Origin of the sequence: Hydrogenophaga sp. Root209 (assembly GCF_001428625.1) — a bacterium.
Classification (GTDB): Bacteria; Pseudomonadota; Gammaproteobacteria; order Burkholderiales; family Burkholderiaceae_C; genus Hydrogenophaga.
The window spans coordinates 270,913-292,968 of sequence record NZ_LMIE01000031.1 but is presented as its reverse complement, the minus strand read 5'-3'; the positions used below and the strand labels follow the sequence as shown (position 1 = coordinate 292,968).

At 66.4% G+C, this 22,056-nt stretch carries 22 protein-coding genes and 3 riboswitches; of the genes, 11 read left to right on the top strand and 11 right to left on the bottom strand.

The window, feature by feature from the left end:
* The first annotated feature begins 54 nt into the window (after nucleotides 1-54).
* A complete protein-coding gene (locus ASE11_RS19865; RefSeq protein ID WP_235501370.1) occupies nucleotides 55-1,224 on the top strand; it encodes an MFS transporter in 1,170 nt (389 codons plus the stop codon).
* Here ASE11_RS19865 and ASE11_RS19860 read toward each other — a convergent pair.
* Both ASE11_RS19860 and aroQ read right to left on the bottom strand, forming a co-directional pair.
* Nucleotides 1,190-2,080 carry a DMT family transporter gene (locus tag ASE11_RS19860; protein WP_056275613.1) on the bottom strand — a complete coding sequence of 297 codons (891 nt, stop codon included), beginning with the start codon at nucleotides 2,078-2,080 and terminating at the stop codon, nucleotides 1,190-1,192. The genes ASE11_RS19865 and ASE11_RS19860 overlap by 35 nt on opposite strands.
* A gap of 7 nt (nucleotides 2,081-2,087) precedes the next feature.
* A complete protein-coding gene (gene aroQ, locus ASE11_RS19855; RefSeq protein ID WP_056275610.1) occupies nucleotides 2,088-2,546 on the bottom strand; it encodes a type II 3-dehydroquinate dehydratase in 459 nt (152 codons plus the stop codon).
* 198 nt (nucleotides 2,547-2,744) lie between these two features.
* Here aroQ and ASE11_RS19850 point away from each other — a divergent pair, with 198 nt between their 5' ends.
* A complete protein-coding gene (locus ASE11_RS19850; RefSeq protein ID WP_056275607.1) occupies nucleotides 2,745-3,785 on the top strand; it encodes an SGNH/GDSL hydrolase family protein in 1,041 nt (346 codons plus the stop codon).
* On the opposite strand, the gene aroE is transcribed toward ASE11_RS19850, so the two are convergent.
* Entirely contained in the window at nucleotides 3,766-4,587 is an 822-nt protein-coding gene (gene aroE, locus ASE11_RS19845) for a shikimate dehydrogenase (RefSeq protein ID WP_056275604.1), read from the bottom strand. The genes ASE11_RS19850 and aroE overlap by 20 nt on opposite strands.
* A 100-nt stretch (nucleotides 4,588-4,687) precedes the next feature.
* Between aroE and ASE11_RS19840 the strand changes: the two genes are divergently transcribed.
* The gene (locus ASE11_RS19840; protein WP_056275601.1) at nucleotides 4,688-5,347 is read left to right on the top strand and encodes a DsbA family oxidoreductase; all 660 of its coding nucleotides are present in this window, start codon (nucleotides 4,688-4,690) and stop codon (nucleotides 5,345-5,347) included.
* Nucleotides 5,348-5,350: 3 nt separating this feature from the next.
* Here ASE11_RS19840 and ASE11_RS19835 read toward each other — a convergent pair whose 3' ends face one another.
* Nucleotides 5,351-7,279 (bottom strand): B12-binding domain-containing radical SAM protein, encoded by a 1,929-nt coding sequence (locus tag ASE11_RS19835; RefSeq protein ID WP_056275598.1) that lies wholly within the window; start codon nucleotides 7,277-7,279, stop codon nucleotides 5,351-5,353.
* Between the two features lie 147 nt (nucleotides 7,280-7,426).
* Between ASE11_RS19835 and ASE11_RS19830 the strand changes: the two genes are divergently transcribed.
* Nucleotides 7,427-8,275, top strand: a complete 849-nt coding sequence (locus ASE11_RS19830; protein WP_056275595.1) for an Ivy family c-type lysozyme inhibitor — start codon at nucleotides 7,427-7,429, stop codon at nucleotides 8,273-8,275.
* 7 nt (nucleotides 8,276-8,282) lie between these two features.
* On the opposite strand, the gene gcvP is transcribed toward ASE11_RS19830, so the two are convergent.
* The 5 genes from gcvP to ASE11_RS19805 form a co-directional block, all read right to left on the bottom strand.
* The gene (gcvP, locus tag ASE11_RS19825; RefSeq protein ID WP_056275592.1) at nucleotides 8,283-11,174 is read right to left on the bottom strand and encodes an aminomethyl-transferring glycine dehydrogenase; all 2,892 of its coding nucleotides are present in this window, start codon (nucleotides 11,172-11,174) and stop codon (nucleotides 8,283-8,285) included.
* 97 nt (nucleotides 11,175-11,271) lie between these two features.
* Nucleotides 11,272-11,643, bottom strand: a complete 372-nt coding sequence (gene gcvH / locus ASE11_RS19820) for a glycine cleavage system protein GcvH (protein ID WP_056275587.1) — start codon at nucleotides 11,641-11,643, stop codon at nucleotides 11,272-11,274.
* A 27-nt stretch (nucleotides 11,644-11,670) separates the two neighbouring features.
* Nucleotides 11,671-12,795, bottom strand: a complete 1,125-nt coding sequence (gcvT, locus tag ASE11_RS19815) for a glycine cleavage system aminomethyltransferase GcvT (protein ID WP_056275584.1) — start codon at nucleotides 12,793-12,795, stop codon at nucleotides 11,671-11,673.
* A gap of 58 nt (nucleotides 12,796-12,853) precedes the next feature.
* Nucleotides 12,854-12,958, bottom strand: a riboswitch (glycine riboswitch).
* Between the two features lie 12 nt (nucleotides 12,959-12,970).
* Nucleotides 12,971-13,072, bottom strand: a riboswitch (glycine riboswitch).
* 20 nt (nucleotides 13,073-13,092) lie between these two features.
* On the bottom strand, nucleotides 13,093-13,605 hold the full coding sequence (locus ASE11_RS19810) for a hypothetical protein (protein ID WP_056275582.1): 513 nt from the start codon (nucleotides 13,603-13,605) through the stop codon (nucleotides 13,093-13,095).
* A gap of 129 nt (nucleotides 13,606-13,734) precedes the next feature.
* Nucleotides 13,735-15,420, bottom strand: a complete 1,686-nt coding sequence (locus ASE11_RS19805; protein WP_056275579.1) for an electron transfer flavoprotein-ubiquinone oxidoreductase — start codon at nucleotides 15,418-15,420, stop codon at nucleotides 13,735-13,737.
* 133 nt (nucleotides 15,421-15,553) lie between these two features.
* On the opposite strand from ASE11_RS19805, the gene ASE11_RS19800 reads away from it, so the two are divergent.
* Genes ASE11_RS19800 through ASE11_RS19790 form a run of 3 tightly spaced genes read left to right on the top strand, consistent with a single transcriptional unit; the run spans nucleotide 15,554 to nucleotide 17,700 of the window.
* The gene (locus ASE11_RS19800; protein WP_056275576.1) at nucleotides 15,554-16,336 is read left to right on the top strand and encodes an SDR family oxidoreductase; all 783 of its coding nucleotides are present in this window, start codon (nucleotides 15,554-15,556) and stop codon (nucleotides 16,334-16,336) included.
* Nucleotides 16,337-17,281, top strand: coding sequence for a DMT family transporter (locus ASE11_RS19795; RefSeq protein WP_321166269.1), 945 nt, complete (start codon nucleotides 16,337-16,339; stop codon nucleotides 17,279-17,281). It abuts the gene before it with no gap.
* Nucleotides 17,278-17,700 (top strand): acyl-CoA thioesterase, encoded by a 423-nt coding sequence (locus tag ASE11_RS19790; protein WP_056275572.1) that lies wholly within the window; start codon nucleotides 17,278-17,280, stop codon nucleotides 17,698-17,700. The genes ASE11_RS19795 and ASE11_RS19790 overlap by 4 nt, the downstream gene beginning before the upstream one ends.
* Before the next feature lie 2 nt (nucleotides 17,701-17,702).
* On the opposite strand, the gene ASE11_RS19785 is transcribed toward ASE11_RS19790, so the two are convergent.
* Nucleotides 17,703-18,281 carry a peroxidase-related enzyme gene (locus tag ASE11_RS19785; RefSeq protein ID WP_056275569.1) on the bottom strand — a complete coding sequence of 193 codons (579 nt, stop codon included), beginning with the start codon at nucleotides 18,279-18,281 and terminating at the stop codon, nucleotides 17,703-17,705.
* A 69-nt stretch (nucleotides 18,282-18,350) separates the two neighbouring features.
* On the opposite strand from ASE11_RS19785, the gene ASE11_RS19780 reads away from it, so the two are divergent.
* Entirely contained in the window at nucleotides 18,351-18,743 is a 393-nt protein-coding gene (locus ASE11_RS19780; protein WP_056275566.1) for a carboxymuconolactone decarboxylase family protein, read from the top strand.
* A 55-nt stretch (nucleotides 18,744-18,798) separates the two neighbouring features.
* A complete protein-coding gene (locus tag ASE11_RS19775; protein WP_056275565.1) occupies nucleotides 18,799-19,770 on the top strand; it encodes a Bug family tripartite tricarboxylate transporter substrate binding protein in 972 nt (323 codons plus the stop codon).
* A 100-nt stretch (nucleotides 19,771-19,870) separates the two neighbouring features.
* Here the strand turns inward: ASE11_RS19775 and ASE11_RS19770 are convergent, their stop codons facing one another.
* Complete coding sequence (locus tag ASE11_RS19770) at nucleotides 19,871-20,425, bottom strand: PAS and helix-turn-helix domain-containing protein (protein WP_056275562.1); 555 nt, start codon at nucleotides 20,423-20,425, stop codon at nucleotides 19,871-19,873.
* An 89-nt stretch (nucleotides 20,426-20,514) separates the two neighbouring features.
* On the opposite strand from ASE11_RS19770, the gene ASE11_RS19765 reads away from it, so the two are divergent.
* Nucleotides 20,515-21,222: a CoA transferase subunit A gene (locus ASE11_RS19765; protein ID WP_056275559.1), complete on the top strand. Its 708-nt coding sequence runs from the start codon at nucleotides 20,515-20,517 to the stop codon at nucleotides 21,220-21,222.
* 1 nt (nucleotide 21,223) lies between these two features.
* Nucleotides 21,224-21,862, top strand: a complete 639-nt coding sequence (locus ASE11_RS19760) for a 3-oxoacid CoA-transferase subunit B (RefSeq protein ID WP_056275556.1) — start codon at nucleotides 21,224-21,226, stop codon at nucleotides 21,860-21,862.
* Nucleotides 21,863-21,879: 17 nt separating this feature from the next.
* A riboswitch (yybP-ykoY riboswitch) is annotated at nucleotides 21,880-22,055 on the top strand.
* Nucleotide 22,056: the final 1 nt, after the last annotated feature.

The following is a 22,056-nucleotide window of genomic DNA, read 5'->3' as shown; positions in this document are numbered from 1 at the left end:
CTTGTCGAAGCCCTTGCGAGCCCTTCGACAGGCTCAGGGTGAACGGGGTCTCTTGTGAGTCGGCAAAGAAATCTGTTTCCGTTTGCCATGCTGAGCGCGAGCTACTTCGCGCACATCGGCTTCTTCAATCCCTACCTCCCGCTATGGCTCAAGGAGCTCGGGTTCAGCCTGCTGGCCATCAGCGTGCTGACCTCGGTGCAGTCGGCCTCGCGCCTGTTTGCGCCGTACCTCTGGGGTTCATTGAGCGACCGCACCGGCGAACGCGTGCGCTTGTTGCGCTACGGCGCCACGGCCGCACTGCTGCTTTCGTTGGGCTTGTGGTTCGACTTGGGCGGCGTGGGCCTCTTCGTGGTGTTGCTGCTGATGTTCACCCACACCAGCGGGATGATGCCCATGAGCGAAGCCGCGCTGGCACACCTGGTGAGCCACGGCGGAGCGTTCGACGCCCGGCGCTATGGCCGCATCCGCCTGTGGGGCTCGCTGGGGTTTCTGGTGACGGTGGTGACGGCGGGGTTCTGGTTCGAGCGGTTCGGCTTGGTGCACTTTCCCGCCTGGACACTGGCCACGCTGGCCGCCGTGACGATCAGCGTGTGGCTGCTGCCCGACTTTCGCGAACCGGCCCACGCCGACGAGGTGCAGCCCAGCGTGTGGCCGGTGCTGCGCCAGCCGCCAGTGCGCTGGTTCTTCGCGGCGGTGTTCTTCCATGTGCTCGCGCACATCTTCATCTACGTCTTCTTCTCGCTCTACCTGGACGCGCTGGGCTACAGCAAGACGGTGATCGGTCTGCTGTGGGCGCTGTCGGTGGTGATCGAGATCGGCTGGTTCTTCACCCAGGGCCGCTGGCTGCCGCGACTGTCGCTCTCGGCCTGGCTGGTGCTGGCCGCGGCGCTCATGGCCTTGCGCATGGGCCTGACCGCCGGTTTCCCGCTGGTGTGGCCGCTGCTGCTGGTGGCCCAGGCGCTGCACGCCATCACCTTCGCCGCGCACCACACGGTGTGCATTGCCATGCTGTCGCACCATTTCCCGGGGCGCCTGCGCGGGCGCGGGCAGGCGCTCTACACCGTGGTGGGTTATGGCTTGCCGGGTGTGGTGGGCGGCGTGGCCGGGGGATTCCTCAGCTCGGCCTTCGGGCTGGCCAGCGTGTTCTGGCTCGCGTCGGCATGCGCGGCGGTGGCCTGTGTGTGTGCCGTCAAGGCGTGGGTGTTGCAGCGAACCAGCGCCTGAGCGGGTTGAAGCCGGTCACCAGCGCGGTGGCCAGCAGCACCAGCGCGCCGCCGGCAAAGATGCCGGGCGACAAGGCTTCACCCAGGAACAAGTGGCCCCAGGTCACGCCGAATACCGGGATGAGGAAGGCCGGGCTCATGGCCGCCACCGGGGTCACGTGGCGGATGATGCGCAGGTGCGCCCAGTAGGCCAGGCCAGAGGTGACCACCCCCATGACGAGCAGCGCACCGAGTGCCGCCGGTGTGAACTGCGCTTGTGGCCAGGCCCACACAGCGCCGGGGAAAACCAGCACCATGGCCGCGAGGTGAATGCCAGCCGCGATCGCCAGCGGTTGCATGCGGGTGGTGGCGCGCTTCATGAGCGGGGTCGAGCAACCGTAGCAGGCCGCCGCCAGGATGCAGGCCAGGGCAGCGGCGATGGTCCCGGCATCGGGCTGCACCGGGCCCAGCCGCACGATCAGACCCACGCCGATGAAGCCGCACAGGCAGCCCAGCAACTTGCGCGCGGTGAGCGTGTCTTCCTTGAACCAGCTGGACGCCAGCGTGCCGAACAGCACCGCCGTGGTGTTGAGCAGGGCGCTGTAGCCGGCCGGCAGGCGCAGCGCGGCCCAGGCATAGAGCAGGAAGGGCGCTGCCACCGACAGCGCGCCCAGCAGCAACAGCTCGCGCCAGTGTTCCCACGGCCAGCGCTGCTTCAGGCCCCGCATGATGACGGCCAGCGTGAGACCGGCCAGCGCCACGCGGCAACCCGCCAGCACCATCGGCCCCATCACGGGGCTGGCGATGCGGATGAACAGAAAGGACGCGCCCCACAGGGCGGACAAGCCCACGAGCTGGGCGAAGTGGCGGGTCTTCAACGCACGATCAGGTGGCGCCGTCTTTGCGCGCCAACCCTTCGATGGCCAGGCGGTATCCGTCGGTGCCGAAGCCCACCACGATGCCCGCCGCAGCCGGCGACAGGTACGAGTGGTGGCGGAAGGCCTCGCGCGCGTGAACGTTGGAGATGTGCACCTCGATCACCGGCAGGGGTTTGACGCCGCTGATGGCGTCGAACAAGGCCACCGAGGTGTGGGTGAGGGCGCCGGCGTTGAACACCACGCCGGCCAGCTCTCCGCCCTTGAAGCGGCGGCCCGCCTCCTGGATCCGGTCGATCAGCACACCCTCATGGTTGCTCTGGAAACACTCGACCGCGTAGCCCAGCCGCTTGCCGTGGCCAACGCACTCGGCCTCCACCTCGGCCAGCGTGGTGGCGCCGTACACCGCGGGTTCGCGGGTGCCGAGCAGGTTGAGGTTGGGGCCGTTGAGGATGAGCAGTGTCTTCATGGCGTTGTGGTGTGCTGGCCGATGGGTTGGGCGACGGAAGTATAGGCCGCGGGTGGCGGCTGTCCGGCCGGCGACTGCCTTGCGCGGCCCTGAGGGTTTGCCCCGTGTCGGCCGCCGGGACTCGCGGGGATGCTTCGGTTGCGCCCCTCGCTTCCGCAACCAGAACGGCGCATCACAACAAACACCAGGAGACATTTCATGACTTTCAAGCGCATTCGCTCGACCCTGCGCGCTCTGCTGCTGCCCGCGCTGGTCGCGGTGTCGGTGTCGGCACACGCCGGGCCGTTTTCCGGCATCTTCGTGTTCGGCGACAGCCTGTCCGACACCGGCAACCTGAGCCTGGCCACGGGCGGCGCCGCACCGGGTACGGCTCAGCCGTACGCCGACGGCCGATACTCGAACGGGCCGCTGTGGGTGGAGGGCCTGGCCTTTGGCCTGGGGCTGGCTGGCCAGGCCAGTTCTTATCTCACCGGTGGCAACAACTTTGCGTACGCCGGTGCCCGCACGGGCACGGGCAGCAGCCCGCCCGGCTTGTTGGCGCAGGTGGCCGGCATCTGGGGCAGCGGCCCGGTGCCCGTGCCCGGAAGTGCCGATCCCGACGCCCTGTATGTGGTGGTTGGCGGCGGCAACGACATGCGCGATGCCCGCCTTGCTTTTCAAGGGAGCACGCCGGCCGATGATCTGGGCCGCCAGGCTGCGGCGATCGCCGCCATCACCGACCTGGCCACCACCATCGGCTACCTTGCCGCCAGCGGTGCGCAGAACGTGCTGATTGCCAGCTTGCCCAATCTGGGCAACACCCCTGAAGCCGCGCTGCTGGGTCTCCAGGCAGCGTCTGCCGACGCCTCCGCCCGATTCAACGCGCTGGTGCCCACTCTGTTCGGTCTGGAATCGCTGTTTCCCAGCCTCAACGTCGAGCTGCTCGACATGGCGGGCATCGCGGTCGACGTGCTGTCGAATCCGGGCGCTTACGGCGTGATCAACACCACCCTGCCGTGCGGTGCCTTCTTCTACAGCGCCGGCGCCGACTGCGCGCATTCGCTGTTCTCCGACACGCTGCACCCGTCTGCCTTCGTGCATGGCCTGTTTGCCCGGGCGGCACTGGAGATCTACGGCGTGCCGGTCCCTGGCACGCTGGCGCTCATGGCGCTGGCCTTGCTCATGCTGGTGGTGGTGCAGCGCAGCCGCGCGGGCCGTGGCCGTGTGATGGCCGCAGCGTTCAGGCCAGCGGCACGGTGAGCCGCTGAATCACGGCGCGGGTGTCGGGCCGCACGCCGCGCCACCAGGCAAAAGCCTCGGCGGCCTGCTCGATCAGCATGCCCACGCCGTCGGCCACGGTGCTCACGCCGGCGGCCTGGGCCTGTTTCAGGAACGGCGTGAGGCCCTTGCCGTAGACCATCTCGTAGGCGATGGCGCCCGGCGCGAACACGCCTGCCGGCAGGGGCAGCGCTTCCTGCGTGAGACCGGTGGAGGTGGCGTTGATCACCACGTCGAACGACTGGCCCACGAGGGTTTCATAGCCTCCGGTCTGCAAGGGTGTGTGGGCAGCGAAGTCGTGCCTCAGCGCGTGTGCCTTGTCGGCCGTGCGGTTGGCCACCGACAGCAGCGCCGGTCGTTCGGCCGCGATCGGCAGCAGCGCGCCGCGCGTGGCGCCGCCCGCGCCCAGCAGCAGCACCCGCTTGCCGGCGAGCGGGCAGCCCAGGTTGCGCTGCAGGTCGTTGACCAGACCCACGCCATCGAAGTTGTCGGCCAGGATGCGGTCTCCGTCGAACTTGAGGCAGTTGGCCGCTCCGGCCAGCCGGGCGCGCTCGCTGGGCTCGGTCGCGATTTCATATGCCTGCAGCTTGAACGGCAGGCTCACGTTGAGCCCACGCCCGCCGCTGGCGCGAAAGCCCAGCACGGTGTCCTTGAAGCCGTCCAGCGGTGTCTCGATGGCGGTGTAGGCGATGTCCTGCCCGGTGGCCTGGGCAAACAGGCGGTGGATCAGGGGCGACTTGCTGTGGCCAATGGGGTTGCCGAGAACGGCGTAGCGGTCAGTCATGGGAGGGCAGTGGAGTTGAGTGCGCCGAGGGGTGTTCGCCAATTGTGGCGCAAGCCCCTGCGGCTTTTGCGGTCAAGGGTCACGGCCTACCATCGCGGCCATGACCACATCCCTCAAGATCGATTTTGTGTCCGACGTGTCCTGCCCCTGGTGCGCCGTCGGGCTGGGCGCGCTCGAAGAAGCGCTGGGCAAGCTGCAGGGCGAGGTGTCTGCCGAGTTGCATTTCCAGCCGTTCGAGCTCAACCCGCAGATGGGCGCACAAGGCCAGGACATCGGCGAGCACCTGACGCAGAAATATGGCTCCACCGCCGCACAGCAGGTGCAGATCCGCGAGACCATCCGCGCGCGCGGCGCCGAGGTGGGCTTTGCCTTCAACCCCGAGGGCCGTGGCCGCGTCTGGAACACCTTTGACGCGCACCGTCTGCTGCACTGGGCCGAGCTCGATGGCGCGCCGGGTCAACAACACGCGCTGAAGAAGGCGTTTCTCGCGGCCTGCCACACACGGTCGGAAGCCATGGGGGACCACGGTGTGTTGCTGGCGTGCGTGCGTGAAGTGGGCCTGGACGAGGCGCGGGCGCAAGCCATTCTGGCGAGCGACGAGTTCGCGCAGGCCGTGCGCGAGCGCGAGGCCTTCTACACCAGCCACGGCATTCACTCGGTGCCGGCGGTGATCATCAACGACCGGCATCTGATCTCGGGTGGGCAGCCTGCGGCGGTGTTCGAGCAGGCTTTGAGGCAGATTGCTGCGGAAGCTGCTTGAGGTTCAGGCTGGCTGGGTCAGAGCCTTCGCGATGCGGTTTCTGCCGACAGTGGCCTTGGGCACCTTGCCAGGCACATGACTGAACCAGGCACGCACGTCTTCATCCAGCCCGATGCCGTGCATGTAGTTGTAGATGGCCTTGCGCAGGCCAACGCCCAGGGCGTCGTGGTCCACGCCGCTGGGATCGATGAAGCCGATGTCGTTCTTGGCAAAGGTGACCGGGGGCAGTGGGATCAGCTCGATGCCGTAGGCGGCGGGGTCCCGGCCAACGGGTGAGTGCACGGTGCACGAGAACCGGTGGAAGAAACCGCTCTGGATGCAGCCGTTTTCGAACAGCTGGCGCACGTACTCCAACGCGTCCACCGTGTCCTGCACCGTCTGCGTGGGAAAGCCGTACATGAGGTAGGCGTGCACCAGGATGCCGGCGTCCGAGAAGCCTTTGGTGACACGCGCCACCTGCTCCACAGAAACACCCTTTTTCATCAGCGTGAGCAGCCGGTCGGAGGCGACTTCAAGCCCGCCGCTCATGGCGATGCAGCCACTGTCGGCCAGCAACTGACAGAGCTCGGGTGTGAAGGTCTTTTCGAAGCGGATGTTGCCCCACCACGAAATCGGCAACTGGCGGCTGATCAGCTCGTCGGCCAGCGCCTTCAAGGCCTTGGGTGGTGCCGCTTCGTCGACGAAGTGAAAACCCGTCTGGCCGGTCTCGTTCACTATTGCTTCGATGCGGTCGGCCAGCGTGGACGCCGACGCGGTCTCGTAACGGCTGATGTAGTCCAGGCTCACGTCGCAGAAGCTGCACTTCTTCCAGTAGCAGCCGTGCGCCACGGTGAGCTTGTTCCAGCGGCCGTCGCTCCAGAGCCGGTGCATGGGGTTGAGCATGTCGAGCAGGCTCAGGTAACGGTCCAGCGGCAGGCCAACCCAGGTCGGCGTGCCCACCTCTTCGAAAGGCACTTCGGGCTCGACGAAGTTGATGTAGCGCACGGTGTTTTCTTCGCGCACGAAGGTGCGCACCAGCCGCTGCTTGGAGCGTTTGCGCTGCAGAAAGTCCATCAACGCCAGCAAGGGCCGTTCGCCCGAATCGAGCGTCACGAAATCGACCAGGTCGAACAGGCGGGGCTCGGCCAGTTCGCGCAGCTCGGTGTTGACGAAGCCGCCACCCAAAGCAATGGTGATGTGCGGGTTCTGCGCCTTGATGGTCTGTGCGATGCGCAGCGCGGCGTACAGCGCACCTGGGAATGGCACCGAGAGCAGCACCAGGTCGGGCTTGTGCTGCGACAGGGTGGCCAGCGTGAGCGTGTGCAGGATCTCGTCGACCAGCGTGAAGGGCGCGGCGAGGGCGGCGGCCATGGGCGCGAAGGTGGGCTGGCTGCTGGCCAGCGATTCTGCGTAGCGCACAAAGGCAAAGCGCTCGTCGACCGCGTCGCGCAGCACGTCGGCCAGGTCGTTGAGGTAGAGCGTGGCGATGTGGCGCGCCTTGTCCTGCACGCCCAAAGCGCCGAACGCCCAGGCCAGCGGGTCGCCGCCTTCTTCGCTCAGCGCCGCGTCCACGTACACCTCCAGCGCGGCGAAGCGCGGGCCTTCGGGCAGCAGCTCGCGCGCGGCGATACGGTGCGCCAGCGTCGAGTCCCGGCCCTGCAGGAAGGCGATCACCAGGCCGATGGTGGCGCGGTAGCGCGCGAACTGGTCGAGGAAGGCGTGCACGCTGGACGTGCGCTGCGCTTCGGGCTGCGCCAGCGCGTGACTGCGCACGGATTCGAGCCCGGCCGGAGAAAACAGCTTGAGCACCAGTGCCAGCGCCAGGTCGGCCTGCACCGCATCGACCCCGCGCGAGCGCAGGAAGCCGGTGATGTACGCGGTGGAGGGGTAGGGCGTGTTGAGCTGCGTCATCGGTGGGATGAGGCTCAGCACACGCAGGGCGGGGGCGGTCATGGGCGGTGCGGTGAGGGTGGGGGGTGATCTTACGGCTTGGCTGCGCCAGAGCACGGGCGTCACGCGCATGACCGGCCATCCCTTGTGGGTGGACGCTGCGGGGGCGCCGACCTAGCATTTCAGGCTGTGCACAGGCAGGAGAGCAACATGAACACCTGGAAACAGGCTTTGCGGGCGTGTGGGGTGGCCGGGCTGCTGGTCAGCGCTGCGGTGGGGGCGCAAAGCGGGCTCGATGCCGACAGCCTGAAGCTCTACGGTGGGCTGTACGCCATCGATTGCAGCCAGCCGCAGTCGCCGCGCGTGCGGGTGGATCGCAACGCCATCAGCGTGGAGCAGGGCGACCGGCGGCTCACCGCGCAGTCGGTGCAGGCGGCGCATTCGTACTTTGGCCAGTCGCCGCCGCCGGGTTACCTGGTGGCCTTGCTGGCGCAGGTGCAGGGCCGCCACGAGATGTTGTTCGTCGTGCAGGCCGATGCGCGAGGTCAGTTCCTCAACGTCGACGGCGACAAGGCGGTGTTGGGCACCCTGGGCCCCGCCCTGTCGAAAGCGCGTTACCGGCGCTGCGATGCGGCCGCCAACCAACGGGCAGCGGCTCAGGTGCGCGAAGAGCAACAGGCGCAGGCGGCGGCGCGCGCACCAGTCAAGCCCGGTACGGCGACATCGCCTTCGGAGTTGATACGGGATGCGCAGTTCAAGGCGGTTTACCAGCGCGCGCTGGGCTCACTGTCATCGCAGGCCTGGCTGGCCCGCATGGACGGCCCGGCCACCGAACTCAAGCCCGAGTCCGTGGCCGGCATCACCTACACATTGGCGGCGTTCTGCAAGCCGCACGATTGCGGCGACAACAATGCGGTGCTGCTGTACGACGCGCCGCAGGCCAGGGTGTATGGCTTCGTGCACATGGCCGGGCGCAACACCGTGGTGGGCTCCCCGCCGGGCCCGGTGATGGCCGAGCTCAACCGCCTCTGGCGTCGCGAGTGGCGCCAGGGCAGGTGAGTCGGCTTCACGCCAGTTCGCTCAGTGGAACGCAACTGCAGAACAGGTTGCGGTCGCCGTAGACGTTGTCCACCCGGCCCACCGGCGGCCAGTATTTGGCATGTGCCCGGGTGGACGCGCTGGCCGCGCCGATGTTGCGCGCATAGGGGTGCGGCCAGTCGGCCTTCATCAGGCTGGCGGCGGTGTGCGGCGCGTTCTTCAGAGGGTTGTCGTCCTGCGGCCAGGTGCCGGCTTCCACCAGCCGGATTTCCTCGCGAATCGCGATCATCGCGTCGATGAACCGGTCCAGCTCTTCCAGCGTCTCGCTCTCGGTGGGCTCCACCATCAGCGTGTTGGCCACCGGGAACGACAGCGTGGGCGCGTGGAAACCGTAATCCATCAGGCGCTTGGCCACGTCCTCGGCCATCACGCCGCTGGTCTCCTTGAAGTGGCGCAGGTCCAGGATGCACTCGTGCGCCACATGCCCGTTGGCGCTCGCGTACAGCGTGGGGTAGTGCGGAGCCAGGCGCTTGCTGATGTAGTTGGCCGCGAGGATGGCGGCTTCGGTGGCGTGCTTCAGGCCATCAGCGCCCATCATGCGGATGTACATCCAGCTGATCGGCAGCACGGCTGCGTTGCCCAAGGGTGCTGCCGAGATCGCGCCCACGCCGTTCACCGGCAGGCCACCCGTGGCATGACCGGGCAGGAAGGGCACGAGGTCTTCGACCACGCACACAGGGCCCACGCCCGGGCCGCCGCCGCCGTGCGGGATGCAGAAGGTCTTGTGCAGGTTGAGGTGGCTCACGTCGCCGCCGAACTCACCCGGCGCGGCCACGCCGACCAGCGCGTTCATGTTGGCGCCGTCCACATAAACACGCCCGCCGTGGCGGTGCACCAGCGCGCAGAGTTCCTTGACCGTGGTCTCGAACACACCGTGCGTGCTGGGGTAGGTGATCATCACCGCGGCCAGGTTGGCGCTGTGCTGTTCACATTTGGCCTGCAGATCGGCCATGTCGACGTTGCCCTTGTCGTCGCACTTGGTCACGACCACTTGCATGCCCACCATCTGCGCCGACGCGGGGTTGGTGCCGTGCGCGCTGCTGGGAATCAGGCAGATGTTGCGGTGGCTCTCGCCGCGTGAACGGTGGTAGGCCTGGATCACCAGCAGGCCGGCGTATTCGCCCTGCGAGCCGGCGTTGGGCTGCAGGCTGATGCCGGCGTAGCCAGTGGCCTGGCAGAGCCAGGCGCGCAGTTGCTCGTCGAGCTTCTTGTAGCCCAGGAGCTGATTGGCCGGAGCGAAAGGGTGAATGTTGGCAAAGCCTGGCCAGGTGATGGGGATCATCTCGCTGGTCGCGTTGAGCTTCATGGTGCACGAGCCCAGCGGGATCATGCTGCGGTCCAGCGCCAGGTCCTTGTCGGACAGCGCGCGGATGTAGCGCAGCATGCCGGTCTCGCTGCGGTGCGTGTTGAACACCGGATGCGTGAGATAGGCGCTGGTGCGGCGCAGCTCGGCGGGGATGCGCGGCTCGACGCCCTTCTCGAACGCGGCGAAACCGGGCAGGCTCTGGCCCTGCAACGCAAACACGGCCCACAGCTTCTCGATGTCTTCGCGCGTGGTGGTCTCGTCCAACGTGATGCCGACGTATTCGACCCAGGAGAGGCGCAGGTTCATGCCGGCGTCCACCGCGCGCTTGAGCAGGGTGCTGGCGCGGTCGCCCGCCTTGAAGGTGAGGGTGTCGAAGGCGGTCTCGCTGGTGCTTTTCCAGCCCAGCTGTTCCAGGCCCTGCGCAAGGATGGCGGTGTAGGCAGCCACGCGCTGCGCGATGCGCTTGAGGCCTTGCGGGCCGTGGTACACGGCGTACATGCTGGCCACCACCGCAGGCAGCACCTGCGCGGTGCAGATGTTGGACGTGGCTTTCTCGCGGCGGATGTGTTGCTCGCGTGTCTGCAGCGCCAGGCGGTAGGTGGGATGGCCGTGTGCATCCACGCTCACGCCGACCAGACGACCCGGCAGCGAGCGCTTGAACTCGTCGCGGCAGGCCATGAAGGCGGCGTGCGGACCGCCCGCACCCATGGGCATGCCGAAGCGCTGGGTGGTACCGACCGCGATGTCGGCGCCCCATTCGCCGGGCGGCACCAGCAGCGTGAGCGCGAGCAAGTCGGCGCAGGCGATCAGCGCGGCGCCCTTGGCGTGGATGCGGTCCGCGTCGGCCTTGAGGTCGTCGATGCGGCCACTCGTGGACGGATAGGGGGCAATGACGGCGAAGTACTCGCCGTCGAGCAGCGTGTCCCATTCGCTGGCCGAGCCCGCTTGCGCCACTTCGAGGCCCAGCGGCGCGGCGCGGGTCTGCACCACCTCGATGACCTGCGGGTGGCAGTCGGCGGCGATCACGAGCCGGTTGCTCTTGCTCTTCACGCTGCGCCGGGCCAGCGTCATGGCCTCGGCGGCGGCCGTGGCTTCGTCGAGCATGGAGGCATTGGCCACGGCCAGGCCGGTGAGGTCGCACACCATGGTCTGGAAGTTGATCAGCGCTTCCATGCGGCCCTGCGAGATCTCGGCCTGGTAAGGCGTGTAGGCGGTGTACCAGGCGGGGTTCTCCAGCACGTTGCGCAGGATCACGCCGGGCGTGTGGGTGCCGTGGTAGCCCTGTCCGATGAAGCTCTTGAGCAACTGGTTCTGCTCGGCGATTTCCTTCATCTCGGCCAACGCAGTGGCCTCGGTGACGGCCGGCGGCAACTGCATGCCCTGGCTGCGCGCGATGCTGCGCGGCACGATACCGTCGATCAGCGCGCGGCGCGAGGCCTCGCCGATGACGGAGAGCATCAGCGTTTCATCTGCTTCGCTGATGCCGATGTGGCGGGCCACGAATTCGGACGGGTTCTCAAGTTCATCCAGGGGTTTGACAGACGGCATCAGCATGGTGTGTAACCTGTTTTCCGTTCGCCCTGAGCCTGTCGAAGGGCAGCGCACGGACCAATGTGAGAGGGCTTCGACAAGCTCAGCCCGAACGGAGATCTCAGGCGTTCTCTGAGAAGGCGTTGTAGGCGGTCTCGTCGAGCAGGGCGTCGACCTGCTTGGGGTCGGACAGCTTGACCTTGAAGAACCAGCCGGCTTTGAGCGGGTCGCTGTTGGCCAGCGACGGGTCGGCGCGCAGGGCTTCGTTGACCTCGGTCACTTCGCCACTGACAGGCATGTACACGTCGGCCGCGGCCTTGACGGACTCGACCACGCCGGCCACGTCTTTCTGCGCAAAGGTCTTGCCGACCTCGGGCAGGTCGACGAACACCACGTCGCCCAGCGCGTCCTGTGCGTGCACGGTGATGCCGACGGTGGCGATGTCGCCGTCAACGCTGATCCATTCGTGGTCTTCGGTGTACTTGGTGGTCATGTGCAATCTCCTGAAAAATGAAAAAGGTCAGCCGCGGAAATAGCGGTTGGGAACAAAAGGCATGGCGCTCACTTCCATCGGCACCGGCTTGCCACGCACGATCGCCTGCACGCGCGTGCCCACCGCAGCGTGCGCCGGGCTCACATAGCCCATGGCCACTGGCTGGTCGGCGCTGGGGCCGAGCAGGCCGCTGGTGACTTCACCGATGGTCTCGCCGCTGGTGGTTTGCAGTTCGGTGTGGTCGCGCACGGGAATGCGTTCCAGCGCAATCAGGCCCACGCGTTTGCGGCTCAGGGGCTCGCTGCCGTCGAGCTGCGCGAGCACGCGCGCCGCACCGGGGAAACCGCCCGCGCGAGCGCCGCCGGTGCGGCGCACCTTCTGCATCGCCCAGTTGAGCGCGGCTTCCACCGGTGTGGTGGTGGTGTCGATGTCGTGGCCATAGAGGCACAGGCCAGCTTCAAGGCGCAGCGAATTGCGCGCGCCCAGGCCCACGGGTTTCACCTCGGGCTCGGCCAGCAGGGCACGCGCGAAAGCTTCGGAGCGGTCGCCGGGCACCGAGATCTCGAAGCCGTCCTCGCCGGTGTAGCCGCTGCGGGTGATGAACAGGTCGGCGCCTTGCCAGTGGAAGGCGCCGCCGGTCATGAAGACCAGTTTTTCGACGCCGGGCACCAGTCGCTGCAGCGCGGTCACGGACTGCGGCCCTTGCAGTGCGAGCAAGCCACGGTCGAACTGGGGCCCCACGGTGCAGCGGCTGCCGATGCGCTCAACAATGTGGGCCAGGTCGCCGTGTTTGCAGGCGCCGTTGACGATCACGAAGATGTCCGCGCCCCGGTTGACGAACATCAGGTCGTCGATGATGCCGCCCTCATCGTTGAGCAACAGGCCGTAGCGCTGTTTGCCCACGGCGAGATCGATCACGTCCACCGGCATGAGCGATTCGAAGGCCGCGGCGGCATCCGCCCCGACCAAGCGCAGCTGGCCCATGTGCGAGACGTCGAACAGGCCGGCTGCAGCGCGGGTGTGGTGGTGTTCGGCCATGAGGCCGGCGGGGTACTGCACCGGCATGCTGTAGCCGGCAAACGGCACCATGCGGGCGCCGAGTTCGGTGTGCAGTGCGTGCAGCGGGGTCTTGAGGAGATCGGTGTCGGACACGGAGGGCTCGCAGGCAAAAGGGGCAGGCCCCGATGGGGCGAAACACGGTTCATCCGTGCGCTGCCCCACTGTCCGCTTTACCTGAGAGATTCACGCGGGCGATGCAGCGTTTGCTCCTTCGGTGGATCGCCTCGGTGAGCGACCTCTCTCCAGGGGGGTACACCGGCCTCGCAGCCCGTGTTTGTCAGTCCTTTTGCCTGAGCGTTCAGGGCCACGTGGGTGACCTCCTGCGCCTTCGGCGGCCGCCTCGGGGGCGGCACTCTCCTGACCTGGCCGAGTGTATCCGAGAGAGGCGGCTCAGGCGTTTTCCAGGGCCGATTCGGGCAGCAGCCTGGCCAGCCGCTCGCTGATGCCGTCGGCCCGGCCGGCGCCAGCCATCTGCTCGATGGCGGCCAGCATCTCGCGGCTCACCGCCAGCATGGTCGCGGCATCGCGTGCCTCGCGCAATGCATCGCGAAATCGCTTGGCCAGGGCCTTGTCGCGCGGCGCGAACATGCGTTCGCTGAGATCGAACAGGAACATGCGCGCGCTGGCAAGAGAACGTGGCCCCGAAAAGGCATCGACCGAACCCCGGGGCGCGTTGGGTTCAGGCGGCGGTGGGGCTACCGGGGCGGGGGGTGCTTCCTCAACGATGTAACCGTTGGCAAGCAGCTCTCGCACGATGTCGGCGCCCAGGCCGCCGAAGAGGGCCTGCAGCGATGCCGTGGCCTTGCGGCCGTCGGCCACCAGCAGCACGGCGCGCTCGCGCTGGCCCAGGGTGCGTTGGCCTGGCTGCAGTTCGGCGCGGCCCTTGTCGGTCTTGTTGAGCATGGTGTAACGGGGTGTGAAGGCACAAGCCCGCACTGTGGCCACGCCATGTGACGACGAGGTGAATCGCAGACGCGAAAAAGCCGCCCGGGGGCGGCCTTGTGTAGGAATGTTCGAAGGCTGTGACTTCGCTCACATGCCTGCGTAGTTCGGCCCGCCGCCGCCTTCGGGTGTGACCCACACGATGTTCTGTGTCGGGTCCTTGATGTCGCAGGTCTTGCAGTGCACGCAGTTCTGCGCGTTGATCTGCAGACGGTCCGATCCGTCTTCGTTCTTCACGAACTCGTAGACGGCAGCCGGGCAGTAACGACTCTCCGGGCCGGCGTACTTCGCCAGGTTGATTTGCACCGGCACGCTGTCGTTCTTGAGCGTGAGGTGGGCCGGCTGGTTCTCTTCATGGTTGGTGTTGGAGACGAACACGCTGGAGAGCCGGTCGAAGGTGATCTTGCCGTCGGGCTTGGGATAGTTGATCTTCGACATCTCGGCGGCCGGGCGCAGCTTCAGGTGGTCGGGCGTGGTGTTGTGCAGCGTCCAGGGCGGCGTCTTCACGCCCACCTTGGGCAGGAACCAGTGCTCCACGCCGGTCATGAGCTTGCCCAGCAGCGGGCTCTTCTTGAACCAGTTCTTGAAGTTGCGGTAGGTCCAGAGCTCCTCATGCAGCCAGCTTTTCTCGAAGCGCTCCGGGAAGCCGGCCAGCTCGTCGCCCTGGCGGCCAGCGCTCACAGCTTCAAAGGCGGCCTCGGCGCAGAGCATGCCGCTCTTGATGGCGGCGTGGCTGCCCTTGATGCGTGCGGCGTTCAAAAAGCCGGCGTTGCAGCCCACCATGGCGCCGCCCGGGAACACCAGCTTCGGCAGGGCCTGCGGCGTGCCGTTGTTGAGCGCGCGCGCGCCGTAGCCCAGGCGCTTGCCGCCCTCGATGTGCGCGAGGATGCTGGGGTGCGTTTTCCAGCGCTGCATTTCTTCGAACGGCGACATCCAGGGATTCTGGTAGTCCAGGCCGACCACCAGACCCAGCGTGACCTTGTTGCCTTCGAGGTGGTAGAGGAAGCCACCGCCGAAGGTGTCGTCGTCCATGGGCCAGCCGGCGGTGTGCACGACCAGACCGGGTTTGGCCTTGTCGGCCGGGATTTCCCACAGTTCCTTGATGCCGATGGCGAAGGTCTGCGCGTCCTTGCCCTCGGTGAGCTTGTATTTGGCGATGAGCTGCTTGCCCAGGTGGCCGCGCGCGCCTTCGGCGAACACGGTGTACTTGGCGTGCAGTTCCATGCCGAGCTGGAAGTGGCCGGTGGGCTCACCGTCCTTGCCCAGGCCCAGGTGGCCAGTGGCCACGCCCTTGACCGATCCGTCGTCGTTGTAGAGCACCTCGGCGGCGGTGAAGCCGGGGAAGATCTCCACGCCCAGCGCTTCGGCCTGCTCGCCCAGCCACTTGGTGACCGCGCCCAGGCTGATCACGTAGCAGCCGTCGTTGTGGAAGTTGCGCGGCATCAGCCAGTCAGGGGTGCGCGTGGAGCCGGTCTCGGTGAGTACCAGCAAGTCATCGCCGGTCACGGGTTGGTTCAGCGGCGCGCCGCGTTCCTTCCAGTCGGGGAAGAGTTCGGTGATCGCGATCGGGTCCATCACCGCGCCACTGAGGATGTGCGCGCCCGGCTCGGAGCCTTTTTCCAGCACGCACACATTGATCTCGCTGCCCTTCTCGGTGGCCAGCTGTTTCAGACGGATGGCGGTGGCCAGGCCTGCGGGACCACCGCCGACCACGACCACGTCGTATTCCATGGCTTCGCGTGGGCCGTACTGGGTCAGCAATTCATCATGGGTCATCGGGGGGTCTCGCAGATAATGATTTTTGAGAAGGCGCAGAGTGTGCCTTGCGTGTCACTCGACAGACAGCATTTTATGCGGCACCCGCACGGAATCGAACGGTCGTACTAATCATCACTTGGGAGCTTGTATCGTGTCATACAGCATGGACTTGTCGGGCCGCGTGGCCTTGATCACCGGAGCGTCGGGTGGCCTGGGCGAACAGTTCGCCAAGACACTGGCCAAGGCCGGCGCGGCCGTGGTGCTGGCCAGCCGCCGCACCGACCGCCTGATGGCCCTGCGCGCGCACATCGAGGCCGCGGGCGGCGACGCCCACGTGGTGGCCATGGACGTGACCGACCAGGCCTCCATCAAGGCGGCGGTGGCGCACGCCGAGACCGAGGTGGGTGCCATCGACATCCTCGTCAACAACTCGGGCGTGAGCACCACGCAGCGCCTGCAGGATGTGACCGAGGAAGACTACGACTACATCTTCAACACCAACACCAAGGGCGCGTTCTTCGTGGCCCAGGAAGTGGGCAAGCGCATGCTGGCGCGCGCCAAGGGCGCGGCGCCGGGCACCTACGTGGGGGGGCGCATCGTCAACATCGCGTCCATGGCCGGTCTCAAGGTGCTGCCGCAGATCGGCGTGTACTGCATGAGCAAGGCCGCCGTGGTGCAGATGACCAAGGCCATGGCGGTGGAGTGGGGCAAGTACGGCATCAACGTGAACGCCATCTGCCCGGGCTACATCGACACCGAGATCAACCACCACCACTGGCAGACCGAGCAAGGCCAGAAGCTCATCGGCATGCTGCCGCGCAAGCGCGTGGGTGTGCCGACCGACCTCGACGCGGTGCTGGTGATGTTGTGTTCAAGTGAAAGCCATTTCATCAACGGCGCCGTGATCGCCGCAGACGACGGATTCGGAGCCTGAATGAACGCAGCTGTGTTGGGCCGGCCCTCGGGCTGGCCCCCTGGCATGGTCACCGGCATCCTGGCCGGTGTGGGGGCAGGTGCGTTCTGGGGAACGACCTTCGTCGCCCCTTTGATCGCTCCAGGTTTCAACACCGTTGACTTGACCGTGGGGCGCTACCTCTCTTGTGGCGTGCTCTCGGTGGTGCTGTTGCTGTGGTCTGCGTTGCGAGGTGGCACGCAGCGTCCCACGCTGGCCCAGGCGGGTGCGGCGCTCTGGCTCAGCCTGCTGGGCTACACCGGTTACTACCTGCTGCTGGTGCTGGCCATCCAGGCCGCGGGCGCGGCGCTGCCCGTGCTCATCATCGGCACCATCCCGCTGTGGATCATGCTGCTGGGCAAACCGAAGGCTTTGCGCTGGCGTTCGCTCGTACCGGGTTTGCTGCTCACGGTGGCGGGCATGGTGCTGATGATGCAGGTCACGGCGCACGGGCAAGGCGAGAGCGCGGGCACCCACCTGTGGCTGGGCATCTTCTACGCCGTGCTGGCCATGCTGTCGTGGACGGCCTTCGGCTTGCTCAATGCCCGGTGGCTGGCCAGGCACCCCGAAGTCAATTCCACGGTGTGGGCCAACTGGCTGGGCGTTGCCGCCGGTGTTGGCGCGCTGTGCATCTGGGTGGTGGCGGGCACCGATCTGGCCACGCTGGTTTCCCGCCCGGGCTTCGGCACTTTCCTCGTCGTCTGTGCTGTCACCGGCATCGGCGCAGCCTGGGTGGCGTCGGTGCTCTGGAACATGGCAAGCCGCCGGCTCAGCGCCAGCCTGGCGGGCCAACTCATCGTCAGCGAGACCGTGTTTGGTCTCGTTTACAGCTTCGCCTGGGACGGCGCCTGGCCTGCCGCGTTGCAGTGGGCCGCGTGTGCGCTTTTCGTGCTGGGCATCCTCGCGTCCATCAAGGCCCACCGATGAAGTTCGAGTTGCCCGAGCAGAAAAAAGAAGTGTTCCGCATGACCATCCCGATCCGCTGGGGCGACATGGATGCAATGGGACATGTCAACAACACCACCTACTTCCGCTACCTTGAGACGATCCGCATCGAGTGGATGCGCAGCATCGGCTGCCAGCCCGACCCGCAGGGCGAAGGCCCGGTGATCGTCAACGCGTTCTGCACCTTTCACAAGCAGTTGGAGTTTCCCGGCGATGTGATCGCCACGATGTTCGTGAGCGACGCCGGGCGCAGCAGTTTCGAGAGCTGGTGCACGCTCACGCGGTCCGACGATCCTGAGATGCTGTACGCCTCGGGCGGTGCGACGACGGTGTGGGTGAACTTTCCGCAACAGAAATCGGCGCCGATCCCGGACCATTTGCGGGTCCGGCTGCAAGACTGAGCTCAGGCCGCCTTGGTTTTGGGCACGCGCCCCATCAGATAGAACTCCGGATTCGGCTGCATGTTGCTGAAGCTGGCCATGCGGTTGGACAGGCCGAAGAACGCGGTGATGGCGGCGATGTCCCAGATGTCTTCGTCGGAGAAACCGTGCACGTGCAGCGGCGCGAAGTCGTCGTCGTTGATCTCGTGTGAGTTCAGGCAGACCTTCATCGCGAAATCGAGCATGGCTTTTTGGCGCGGGGAGATGTCGGCCTTGTGGTGGTTCACCGCCACCTGGTCGGCCACCAGCGGCTTCTTTTCGTAGATGCGCAGGATGGCACCGTGGGCCACCACGCAATACAGGCAGTGGTTGGCTGCGCTGGTGGTGGTCACGATCATCTCTCGGTCACCCTTGGTGAGCGAGCCTTCTTCCTTGAGCATGAGTGCGTCGTGGTACGCGAAGAACGCGCGCCACTCGGCCGGACGGCGCGCCAGCGCGAGGAACACGTTGGGTACGAAGCCGGCCTTTTCCTGCGCTTCCAGCACTTTGGCCTTGATGTCCTCGGGCAGATCGTTGATGTCGGGTGCGGGGTAGCGGTTCATGCGGGTCTCCTTAGGGTGTGTTCATCGAATGTAGCGACTATGCTGGCGGTTTTTGCCTGGAGCCACGGTATGAACCCACCCGCCACCGACAAAGACTTTGACAAAGGCCTCGCCACCCGCAAGCGCGTGATGGGCGAGGACTTTGTGGCACAGGCGTTCGGCAACGCCACGCCATTCACCGAGCCCATCCAGCAGTACATCACGCGCAATGCCTGGGGCGATGTCTGGCAGCGTCCGGGGCTCGATCTGAAAACCCGCAGTCTCATCACCGTGGCCATGCTCATCGCGATGGGCAAGCAGCACGAGCTCAAAGGCCATGTGCGCGGTGCGCTCAACAACGGCGTCACCCCCGAAGAGCTGCAGGAAGTGCTGCTGCACGCGAGCATCTACTGCGGCGTGCCCACTGCGGTCGAGGCATTCCGCACGGCGGCGAGTGTGGTCGACGGCGAGAACAAGGCCTGAGGGCCTGAAGGCTGGCGCTACGATCGGGCTTTTCCATCCATCACGGAGTTTCGTCATGTCACTTCCCAGCCCATCCCTGGTTCGTCGCGCGCTGCTGGCCGCCGGCGTGATCTGCACACTCGGCCTGGCGCAGGCGCAGTCCACCACCCGCATCCTGGTGGGCTTTCCACCGGGCGGTGGCACCGATGCGATTGCGCGCATCCTCGGTGAGCGCCTCAAGGACGAGTTGGGCCACGCGGTGGTGGTCGACAACAAGCCTGGCGCGGGCGGGCAGCTCGCCGCACAGGCGCTCAAGGCCTCCGCGGCCGATGGCAACACCCTGTTCCTGAGCCACGACCACAGCATCACCATCCTGCCCATGGTGATGAAGGCGCCGGGTTACGAGCCGGCCAAGGACTTCGTTCCGGTGGCCGGTTTCGCCACCTTCGTCAACGCATTTGCGGTGAGCAGCGGCACGCCCGCCACCAGCTTCAAGGCCTATGTGGACGGCGTGAAGGCCGCCGGCGGCAAGGGCACGGTGGGCATTCCCGCGCCGGCCTCGGTGCCGCAGTTCCTGGTGCAGGTGATCGCAAAACAGAACGGCCTGGACCTGGTGGCCGCGCCCTACCGCGGCAGCGCGCCCATGATGGCCGACATGTTGGGCAACCAGATCCCGGCCGGCGTGGCGTCCATTCCCGACTTCATCGAAAACCACAAGGCCGGCAAGCTGCGCGTGGTGGCCGTCATGGGCTCGCAGCGCCAGGCCGCCATGCCCGAGGTACCCACCTTCGCCGAGCTCGGCCTCAAGGGTTTTGAAGACGTGCCTTACTACGGCCTGTTTGCCCCGGCCGGCACGCCCAAGGCCACGCTGGACCGCATCGCCCAGGCCGTGCAGAAAGCCATTGCCCAGCCCGACGTGCGCGACAAGCTCACCGCCATGGGCCTCACCGTGGGCTTCATGACCGGTGAACAGCTTGGCGCGCGCGAACAGGCCTACGGCAAGGTCTGGTCCAAGATCATTCAAGAGAGCGGCTTCGTTCCTCAGTGAATGACCCCCACGCTCCCCCGCTGCGCGAGGTCCGCTGCCCCCCAAGGGGGCTGATCCGGCTTGGGGCGGCCCGGCGCCGGATCGCCCTCGCCGGCGTTGCTCAACCCGCCAGCAGTCTGTGGACCAAGTCTGGCGTGCTGTGCGCCCCGTACTTGCGCATGAGCCGCGCCCGGTAGATCTCCACCGTGCGGTGGCTGATCGCCAGGGCCTTGCCGATCTCCTTGCTGGTCAGGCCGCCCATGAGGTGGGCCGCCACCTCACGCTCGCGTGGCGTGAGATCGGCCTTGACCGTGCGGCGTGAGCTCAAGTCTTCAAAGCTCCAGATGCCCGCCGCGTGTGGCGTCTCGCGGCTCAGCGCGCGCCCGGTCACATGGCACCAGAAGGTCTCGTCCTGCAGCCGGCCACCCACGCGTTTCATGATGCGGTCGTCCGCATAGGTGCCGCCTTTGCCCAGCAGCGGCGCCATGCGCGCGCCCAGACGCTCGTACTCGTCAGCACTGGGGTAGAGGACCTGGAAACTCTGGCCCACGAGCTGCTCGCGCGTGGCGCCGAACATCTCGCACAGCGCCTGATTGCAGTCAACCATGGTGCGCTGGCGCGAGAGCGCGAGACCCACGGGGGCCAGGTCGAAAGCCAGGCGGTAGTCGATGTCCATGCGGATGAGGGTTTTACTTTACGAATTACTACGTATGCCGTTACGTAGTATCGTACCGGCTTCCTTGCTTCAACCCAGGAGACAGCAACGTGAACAAGATCCACCCGAGCGCAGCCGACGCGCTCAAAGACATCGTGGCCGACGGCCAGTTGTTCGCCGTGGGCGGCTTCGGCCTTTGCGGCATTCCCGAGGCGCTCATTGATGCACTGCGCGACAGCGGCAAGAAGAACCTCACCGTGATCTCGAACAACGCGGGCGTGGACGGCTTTGGTCTGGGCAAGTTGCTGGAAACGCGCCAGATCACCAAGATGATCTCGAGCTACGTGGGCGAAAACAAGGAGTTCGAGCGTCAGTACCTCGCCGGTGAACTGCAGCTGGAGTTCACGCCCCAGGGCACGCTGGCCGAGAAGCTGCGCGCGGGCGGTGCCGGCATCCCGGCGTTCTTCACCAAGACCGGCGTGGGCACCATCGTGGCCGAGGGCAAGGAACTGCGCGAATTCGACGGGGAAACCTATGTGATGGAGCGCTCGCTGGTGCCTGACGTCTCGCTGGTGAAAGCCTGGCGCGCCGACACCTCGGGGAACCTGCAGTTCCGTTTCACCGCGCGCAACTTCAACCCCGCCGTGGCCATGGCCGGCAAGATCTGCGTGGTCGAGGTGGAAGAGATCGTGGAGAAGGGCGCCATTGAGCCCGACCACGTCCACCTGCCGGGCATCTACGTGCACCGCCTGGTCCTCAACGCCACGCCCGAGAAGCGCATCGAGAAACGAACCATCACTGAGAAGGCGGGAGTCTGATATGCCCTGGAACCAAGACCAGATGGCTGCGCGCGCAGCCCAGGAACTCGAAGACGGTTTTTATGTGAACCTGGGCATTGGCATCCCCACGCTGGTGGCCAACTTCGTGCCCGCCGACAAAGAGGTGTGGTTGCAGAGCGAGAACGGCATGCTGGGCATCGGCCCGTTCCCGACCATTGACAAGGTGGATGCCGACCTGATCAACGCCGGCAAGCAGACTGTCACCACCATTGCGGGCTCGTCGATCTTCGGCAGTCACGACAGCTTTGCCATGATCCGTGGCGGCAAGATCAACCTGAGCATCCTCGGTGCGATGCAGGTGAGCGAGAAGGGCGATCTGGCCAACTGGATGATCCCCGGCAAGATGGTCAAGGGCATGGGCGGCGCCATGGACCTGGTGGCTGGCGTCAAGCGCGTGATCATCCTGATGGAGCACGTGGCCAAAAAGAAGGACGGCACCGAAGACCTGAAAATCCTCGACCAATGTTCCCTGCCGCTGACGGGCGTGGGTGTGGTCAACCGCATCATCACCGACCTCGGCGTGATGGACGTGACCCCTCAGGGCCTGAAGCTGGTGGAGCTCGCCCCCGGCGTGACCCGCGAGTACATCCAGTCCAAGACCGGGCCCACGTTGATCTGACGGCTATACTCCCGGCTGCACCCGTCATTGGGGAGTAGCCGCTCTGCGCCCTGCAGAGGTTTGCGTCAACACACTTGGCCCTCAAGGCCATGGCGCCGACAGCCTTCAGCCTGGCAAGACCTTTGACCACACTGCCTCCGGATGGGCCGGGGATGCCGTGTGGTCTTTTGGTTTCTGCCGGCCCTCGGAGCACT